Annotated in this window: 11 protein-coding genes; all 11 read right to left on the reverse strand. The window is 53.4% G+C overall.

The genetic code is table 11. The annotated features are described in order from the left end of the window. Window positions 1-773: cache domain-containing protein (locus tag AB5Y85_RS17485; protein WP_368221875.1), on the reverse strand; the 773-nt coding region annotated here is incomplete at its 3' end. A gap of 42 nt (window positions 774-815) precedes the next feature. After that, complete coding sequence (locus AB5Y85_RS17490) at window positions 816-950, reverse strand: hypothetical protein (protein WP_257688166.1); 135 nt, start codon at window positions 948-950, stop codon at window positions 816-818. Then, complete coding sequence (locus AB5Y85_RS17495) at window positions 943-1353, reverse strand: hypothetical protein (RefSeq protein WP_128997272.1); 411 nt, start codon at window positions 1351-1353, stop codon at window positions 943-945. The genes AB5Y85_RS17490 and AB5Y85_RS17495 overlap by 8 nt, the downstream gene beginning before the upstream one ends. Window positions 1354-1361: 8 nt before the next feature. Further along, complete coding sequence (locus tag AB5Y85_RS17500; RefSeq protein WP_107682484.1) at window positions 1362-1787, reverse strand: DUF2787 domain-containing protein; 426 nt, start codon at window positions 1785-1787, stop codon at window positions 1362-1364. Window positions 1788-1806: 19 nt separating this feature from the next. Continuing rightward, the gene (locus AB5Y85_RS17505; RefSeq protein ID WP_257688165.1) at window positions 1807-2154 is read right to left on the reverse strand and encodes a YkvA family protein; all 348 of its coding nucleotides are present in this window, start codon (window positions 2152-2154) and stop codon (window positions 1807-1809) included. 83 nt (window positions 2155-2237) lie between these two features. Then, complete coding sequence (locus AB5Y85_RS17510; protein WP_368221877.1) at window positions 2238-2687, reverse strand: hypothetical protein; 450 nt, start codon at window positions 2685-2687, stop codon at window positions 2238-2240. Between the two features lie 41 nt (window positions 2688-2728). Further along, window positions 2729-3892, reverse strand: coding sequence for a hypothetical protein (locus AB5Y85_RS17515; protein WP_368221879.1), 1164 nt, complete (start codon window positions 3890-3892; stop codon window positions 2729-2731). A 52-nt stretch (window positions 3893-3944) separates the two neighbouring features. After that, a complete protein-coding gene (locus AB5Y85_RS17520; protein WP_101531667.1) occupies window positions 3945-4280 on the reverse strand; it encodes a hypothetical protein in 336 nt (111 codons plus the stop codon). A 69-nt stretch (window positions 4281-4349) separates the two neighbouring features. Beyond that, window positions 4350-4901: a recombinase family protein gene (locus tag AB5Y85_RS17525; RefSeq protein ID WP_047435435.1), complete on the reverse strand. Its 552-nt coding sequence runs from the start codon at window positions 4899-4901 to the stop codon at window positions 4350-4352. 289 nt (window positions 4902-5190) lie between these two features. Beyond that, on the reverse strand, window positions 5191-6174 hold the full coding sequence (locus AB5Y85_RS17530; RefSeq protein WP_224968549.1) for a hypothetical protein: 984 nt from the start codon (window positions 6172-6174) through the stop codon (window positions 5191-5193). Next, on the reverse strand, window positions 6171-6863 hold a 693-nt coding region (locus AB5Y85_RS17535), incomplete at its 5' end, for a YqaJ viral recombinase family protein (RefSeq protein WP_368221882.1). The genes AB5Y85_RS17535 and AB5Y85_RS17530, both read right to left, overlap by 4 nt.

The following is a 6863-nucleotide window of genomic DNA, read 5'->3' on the forward strand; positions in this document are numbered from 1 at the left end:
ACCATCATGCCGTAATACCAATTGGTGTTGGGGATCGCGTTAAAGTCAAAGACCTCTTTCTTACCGCTGATCACCAGCTCGTTGATCGTACCGTCATGAGCGATCTGATTGATGTAAGACGCGGTCAACTCGGGGGCTAGCGTTGTGGCGGGTTTCAGACTCAGGGAGGCATCGGGATGCGCGATGATGGTGCCGTTGCTGTCGACCAGAATGGCGTAAGTCCCCTCGGTAGTGACCGTCAGAATGTCCGAGATAAGGGCGCTGATAGAGACATCTCCGGCGATAACCCCCTGGGTGTTGCCGCGTTGGAACGGCTCGGCGATGGTGACGATCAAACTGCCGTTAGAGACATCGGCGTAGGGCGCAGTGATGACCAGTTTGCCTGCTGCCATCGCATCCTTGTACCAGGGACGTTGACGGGGGTCATAATCGGCTGGCAGGCCGGAGGGGTTACTCTCAATCATCTTGCCGTTAGCTGTACCGACATAGACCCCCTCAAAGCCACCGGCATTCATGGCTTGGGCCAGATGACTGATGGGTTCATCTTCTTTGGTGAATGCTTCTTTGGTGGTACTGACCATGCTGATGCGGGCATCGACCCAGTTGGAGATACCCTTGACGTTGGCCATGGAGCTTTCGTCAATGATGCTCCAGACCAGTCTCTGGGTTTCAGTGCGCAGTTGTGAGGTGTTGTACCAGACTTGCAGGCCGGTGATCACCAGAATGATGATACCTATAGCCAAGACCAGCTTGTTTTTAATGGATAAGTTCATAGTGATATCCCTGTGAGCGTTAGTCTAAGTGTAGGAAAAATTTTAATTATTGTGGAATTTTAGTGGGTTATTGACTAAACCCGAAACTTTGGGCAGGCCTTTGTCATGCACCACTTCAATCTGACCATCGTGCTCAAGATAACCCTCCAGCTCGATGGCGATCACGGCGTTAATCATCTTCGCTCTCCTTGTCGGCGATGGGGTCACTCTCCACGGCATAGCCGCGGTGGATGCAGATGCGCTGCAGGTCAGCCAGGAAGCTTGCAAGCACGCGAGGCTGATCGGTGAGTGAGACTGGTCCTTCTTGGCAACGCCAGAAACAGCTGTGTTTAGGGTCGATACAGATCTCATCTCTCGGCTGGCTCATAGTGCGCCCGTCATCGGCATTGCTGATGGTGAGCAGTTGCCACTGCACGCCAGACCAACGGACCTGCAGGGTGACTGTACGGATGTGTGGACTATCCGGTGTCAGGTGCAGCAGCCAGCGCTGACTACTGCGGGTGGGGGTTATCTTGGCGTTGGCGGCAACTTGTCCCAACCACTGACGTGAGTAGTGGGAGAGCGCTAATTCTTGGCTCATGGGTCCTCCTAATCTCCTGCGACCGTGACGCTGAAACACTCCAACCGGCAGTAGGCAATGAAGTTGCTCTGCCAGATATCGAACAGCTCCCGCGCTTCAGCCAGTCGCAGTGGTCCCCAACCCAACATGGTGTGTTCCCCATCGAGGAAGTTGAAATCGAGCTCTTTGCAGAGCTCGGCATCCTGGCCAAGCCCTTGGTAGCTGAAGTCGGTGACGTAATCGAACAGCCAGCCATCGAGCCCACGGATCAGGCGGATCTCGACTGGGTGCACGCCGCCTTGTTCGAGACTGTAGCCGGGGTTGCGAAAGTTGAAAGTCAGTTGGGTTAAGCGCTCAAGATTGAGCTCGGTTTTAGTGACTTCCTGGTTAAGCTGAACCAGCAATGCTTGGTTAACGGGCAGGGCAAAGCCGTCCCGGAAAAAGGGAATGGTCATGGTGTACTCCTTGTGGGGGTTAATCTTGGCCGAACAGCTCGCGCATTTTTCTGGCCACACGGGCACGGATTTGGTCATCAATGAAGGCAGTAATACTGGCGAGTGCGGCACTCAGCACCGCAATGTCATCAGCGAGCCCCATCGGTAGCACATCCGGGATGGCATCGATGGGGGAGATAAAGTAGGCCAGCGCACTGTAGATCAGCAGCTTGGCCCAAAGCGGCAGGTTATCCTTCTGGCTGGTGTAGTAGAGCAACAGGCAGATCTCGATAAAGGGCCGACCGGCACGTTTGGCAAAGGCCCAGAGTTTGTGCCAAAAGCCTGGGTGATCGAATGGCTCGCATTCGGGGGGAATGCAGGGGGGCATAGTGCGTCTCCTTAACGGGTGAGTGAATGGCCGAAATAAAAAGAGGAGGCAAATGCCTCCTCTTGGATGGGAATGGGGGTGAACTATTGGTCCCACATCAAGCAGTCAAACTCGGGGGTATTGGTAGCGGGCAGTACAGAGGCTGCCTCTTGGGTCGGCAGTGCGAGCTGCTTGCCGTCAGCCGTCAAAATGCGGATCGACTTGGCCTTACGTAGCTTGCTCCACATGTCGAAGAAATTGTTCTCACCGACACGGGACTCGGTCTCATAGGGCGCATCATATTGGCTGCCATCGACGATGATGGCGAAAGCCTGCCCAGCATAAGAGCCGTACTCCTTGCCCTGCACGGTGGCCGTCATGCTGACCTTGCGGGTGTCACTACAGGCGATATTGAGATGGTTCTGCTCGTTGACCACCGCCGTGTATTCGCTGGTGCCCTGACCCCAGCCACTGCTCCAGCGTCCGGCCTCGCCATAGGCAAAGGCTACGCTGGATGAAATAAGCAAACCAGGCAATACAATTAACCATTTCATATTCCAAGCCTCACTCATTTTTGTTAAATACAACGTACAGATTAATTTTGTGGTTGGAACTGGTATTCCACATCACCATTGGTAGTTGATAAACTCAATTCTAACACGTTGCAGTCATAGCCCGTGTAAAGCATGAGTTCCTTACCAAAAGCTAACGTTAGAGGTAATGGGGAAATTGACTTTACTTGACACTGGCCTCTGTTAACGACAGCTTTCGTTATCTTCACCCGGTCGCTGTGAGAAACAACAGTTATTACTTTTGATGGCAACCCCTTGTTGGGGATAATTGGCCGCACATTGACCGAAAATGTGGAGGCTGTTGTCGGCCCCTGCTGGGCTAACAGTGCATCATTCTTTTTATGTGAGATGGTATCAGCCGTGAGGCAGGTAAAATCTGAAGATGTTCTGTCAGGTAGTGCAGAGGATCCCCCCTGTGGAGTCAATACGTAGGTAATATTGTCTGGTTGAGAGATGAGATAAAGGGGTTTATTTTCACGCAAGCCATCCCAAAATTTATCAAGGTACGTCTTGTTGTTGGTTATTACGCTTGCAGGTTCAGCCTTGTCTCCGACACTGACGTAAAACGAATCCTTTTCAACGTCATACTTGTCACCATCCAGGATTGCTCGCATGGTCATTTTATTGGTGTTGTCACAAGAGAAGTACAACGCATGCTTATCGTCAGCGACAACCGAGTAGCGATGTTCATTACCCACTTTGGTATGTGTAACTTGGGCGGGCGCCTGATAGTCTTTCTTTTTTATCCCTTTCGTCAAACAGATGAATTCACTGCTGTCACGTGCTGGCAATACTTGACTGGCATTTTCTGTTGGCAATTTGGGGCCACGTTGGTCCAACATAATGGAATGTCCGGATCTTATTTCATCCCATAACTTAAAGAAATTCGATATGCTGCTATCTCCATTTATCACGTAAGGTGTGAAGTAATAAGATTCGCTGGTTTTTATATCAAAGGTTCTATCGTATACATCAGTGCCAACTTGGACACCTTTAATCGTGGCATACATAGCGATATCTTTACCATTTTTATCGCAAGAGATGATGAGCTTATTCTGGTCATCAATCACAGCGGCATACTCCATACCATCCTGTGTTTTTCTACTCGACCATTGGCCTGCCTCACCATAGGCCAACGCGTTGCTACACAGCAATGCGGTGATTGACGAAATTAAAAGTTTATTCATTTTTATTACTCCCCAACGTTCTTCATCTTAAAAAGAACGGTCTGAATGATGGTTATTTTTTGTAACGCACGCTGATGGAACCATCCACGACATGTTTCACTATTTCATAGTCAGGGTTATACGTAGCCAGGTTATGCGCTGCGATACCAAGGGTTGCGAACATACCTGCAACCCCGGTTGCGCCACCTAAAAATGTTGCTCCTGCTGCGGCAATACGCCCTTGGGTGTATACCCTGCATTTCAATCCGGCTGATTCTATCGTTGTCTCAAGAATTCGAACGGTACTGCCCATGTTTCCGGAGACACCCACAATCTCAAAGGTGCTTCGGGTATTAATAAGGGCTGCTATTTTCTCGGTACGAAAATCATCATATTGCAGTATTTCCATCGAAGGTCATTGCTCCTTGGTAAGTGATACAACCCCCTGCTCAAGCAACGCAGCTGGGGGGCTTGTGCTTTAACTCGTCGCGGCGGTTTTGAGAATGCGTTGCACACTGGAGAGGCTGATCCCCGTTTGTCTTGCTATCTCTGTTTTGGCAAGTCCCCGGTCGGCAAGAGCCAGCACTTCTTCTCCTCTTGCCATCGCGGTAGGTTTGCGGCCTTTGTACACGCCACGTTGTTTGGCCAACTCAATGCCCTCCGCCTGCCGCTCCAGCATCAGCTCCCGCTCGAAGGTGGCGATAGCACCAATCATGGTGAGCATCAGCTTGCCGGTAGGGGTCGAGGTATTGATCCCCAGATTCAAAATTCTCAGTGCTACCTGCTTGCTTTGCAGGTATTCCGAGATCTCCAACAGGTGACGGGTGTTGCGGGCCAAGCGATCCAGCTTGGTGACCAACACCACATCCCCCTCACGCACAAAGTTGAGTAACTGAGCCAATTGGGGGCGGTCGTCCCTTGCCCCACTGACTTTCTCCTGAAAAATCGTGCTGCACTCAGCCAGCGCCTGAAGCTGGGTATCCAGGCTTTGGCCTACCGTGCTCACGCGGGCATAACCCACCAGTGCCATGGTCTCCTCCTGGTCAATAGGGCAGGGTACAATGACGGCACAAGTCAAAAGCCTGAAACCAACCCTATTGACTTGAAAACAGTGCCTTTTTAGTGCGTATTCGTGCATGTCACTAGGGCCTGAGCTATTGACCCAGCGCCAGCAGTTGGATCCAGTAATGAGCCGTTCTGTGATTGCCGTGGATATCGATTTGCTAATGCAATCGGACTGAAAGTCGTGAACTGGGCCCTATAGGGAGGGCCTCATGATTCAGTAGAACCGCTTGCCCATTCCAGAGGGACATCAGCAGTTAACCGGGGGAAGGGGATGGGGTCCTTTTCCCCAATTTGTTGGTGAGTGGGCTCCTTCGTGGTTGCGGTTTCTGCGGTGCTCTGGTCGCTTGGCCTAGCGGGGCGTTAAGTGCTGTTGTCGCCACAGCGCCATTGAGACCATTTTCCGTCTCGTCGCTCTTGGCTTCGGGATAGAACTCCTCCAGCAGCATCGGCACCTCTTCATCGATATCCTCAAATTGGCCATTGCGCAGCAGGTCGCGAGCGGCCTGCTCCATCTGGTCGATGGCGAGCCCCGCCTCTTGATCACGCCGGGCGGCCTCCAGTGCTTGCCTGACCGCCTCAGTCAGGTTGGTTTCTTCCCGCAAGGTCAAATCCACGTAGTAGACCGGTGTGCGGTACGACTGGGTGGTGCTCTTGGCTCGCAACCGCAGGGTGAGCGGCAGATAGCGGGTATGGCCCCCGCTCACTGCCTCCAGGTACTTCAGTCGCGCCGCCAGGGTGCGTACCGAGTTGTAGCCGGTGGTACGGAAGATAAAACTGCCCAGCTCATCCCCTTGCCCCTCCACAAACAGGTTCAGTCGCCCGTACAGCTTGCAGCCTTGTTGCCCGGCAAAGGCGCAGCGCTCTGGTCCAGAGCAGCTGACCTCCTCCATGCCTTGTGCCCCCACACGTCTTGCTACCTCCCCATTCCCAACACACAGCGGCCTGCCGGTTTGCCGGTCAAAGGCGCTGTATTCCGCCCGTAGGTTCAGGTCGCTGTCGTTGAACAGCACTCGCACCGGAATGGCGCGGATCTTGGTCTGCTCCTGTCCTTGGCCACTCTTTTGCGATGAGTAGTGTTGGTGCAGGGGATGGAGCAACCATCCCCCTTTTTGTTGTATCTGGGTGGTGAGGGTGAAACTGTCGTCCTTCTCCGGTACCCACTTATCCTGTTTTTGCACCAGCTTGCCGATGCAGATCCGCCCGATCACGGGCGGGGTTATCGCCAGTCCTTTGATCATGGTGTTTGCCTCAAGGGTTGAATGGTGAAACGGCGCACGCCGGGTACCGGTTTGACGTAACGGGTGAGCAGGTCGGGATGATCCTGACCGAGCTTATCCAGATCCGGTGCTAGCCGGTCTTTACTGCGCTTCCAGGTGATCTTGCCATCGGCAAACAACCCGGCTGTCGCTTCACCCAAGGTGGCTTGCAGCCGCTGTTTGAGTTGTGACTCTTGTTGTTCGACAGCTTCCTTTTGCTGACGTAAGCGCAGTAGCTCCCCAAACAGCTGGTTGAACTCGGGAGAATCCGAGAGATCCAGCGTCTGACCATCATCGCGGGGAAAGAGCCAACTCAGGGCATTGGCGGCATCGCTGGAGCCGTCAGGTTCAGGTTGCTGCTCTTGTTGCACCATCTGCCAGAACTGCGCTTCCCGCTCGGTGAGATCCTGGATCTTCTCCTCATCGCGCTCGATGCGATAAATCCGAAAATCCTGGCCGCCGATCAGCACTGCCACTTCGGCCCAGGCATGGCCGGTGACGGCCAGTTGATGCAGTACCTGACACTGGTAAGCCACCGGCACCCCTTCCTCCCACTGGGGGGCGCTGTGATAGCTGGCGGTCTTGATCTCCAGAATGCCCGGCCCATCGGGATGGCCGACTACCTCCCGATCGAGGTTGGCGAGCATGAAGGGGTGCTCGGGGTGTTGCAG

The sequence above is a fragment of the Aeromonas sp. R3-1 genome (assembly GCF_040908345.1).
Lineage (GTDB): Bacteria > Pseudomonadota > Gammaproteobacteria > Enterobacterales > Aeromonadaceae > Aeromonas > Aeromonas veronii.

Excerpts from the sequence above, each read along its gene's own strand:
- AB5Y85_RS17490 (WP_257688166.1), bottom strand. The coding sequence starts at position 950 with ATGATTAACGCCGTGATCGCCATCGAGCTGGAGGGTTATCTTGAGCAC.
- AB5Y85_RS17495 (WP_128997272.1), bottom strand. The coding sequence starts at position 1,353 with ATGAGCCAAGAATTAGCGCTCTCCCACTACTCACGTCAGTGGTTGGGA.
- AB5Y85_RS17500 (WP_107682484.1), bottom strand. The coding sequence starts at position 1,787 with ATGACCATTCCCTTTTTCCGGGACGGCTTTGCCCTGCCCGTTAACCAA.
- AB5Y85_RS17505 (WP_257688165.1), bottom strand. The coding sequence starts at position 2,154 with ATGCCCCCCTGCATTCCCCCCGAATGCGAGCCATTCGATCACCCAGGC.
- AB5Y85_RS17510 (WP_368221877.1), bottom strand. The coding sequence starts at position 2,687 with ATGAAATGGTTAATTGTATTGCCTGGTTTGCTTATTTCATCCAGCGTA.
- AB5Y85_RS17515 (WP_368221879.1), bottom strand. The coding sequence starts at position 3,892 with ATGAATAAACTTTTAATTTCGTCAATCACCGCATTGCTGTGTAGCAAC.
- AB5Y85_RS17520 (WP_101531667.1), bottom strand. The coding sequence starts at position 4,280 with ATGGAAATACTGCAATATGATGATTTTCGTACCGAGAAAATAGCAGCC.
- AB5Y85_RS17525 (WP_047435435.1), bottom strand. The coding sequence starts at position 4,901 with ATGGCACTGGTGGGTTATGCCCGCGTGAGCACGGTAGGCCAAAGCCTG.
- AB5Y85_RS17530 (WP_224968549.1), bottom strand. The coding sequence starts at position 6,174 with ATGATCAAAGGACTGGCGATAACCCCGCCCGTGATCGGGCGGATCTGC.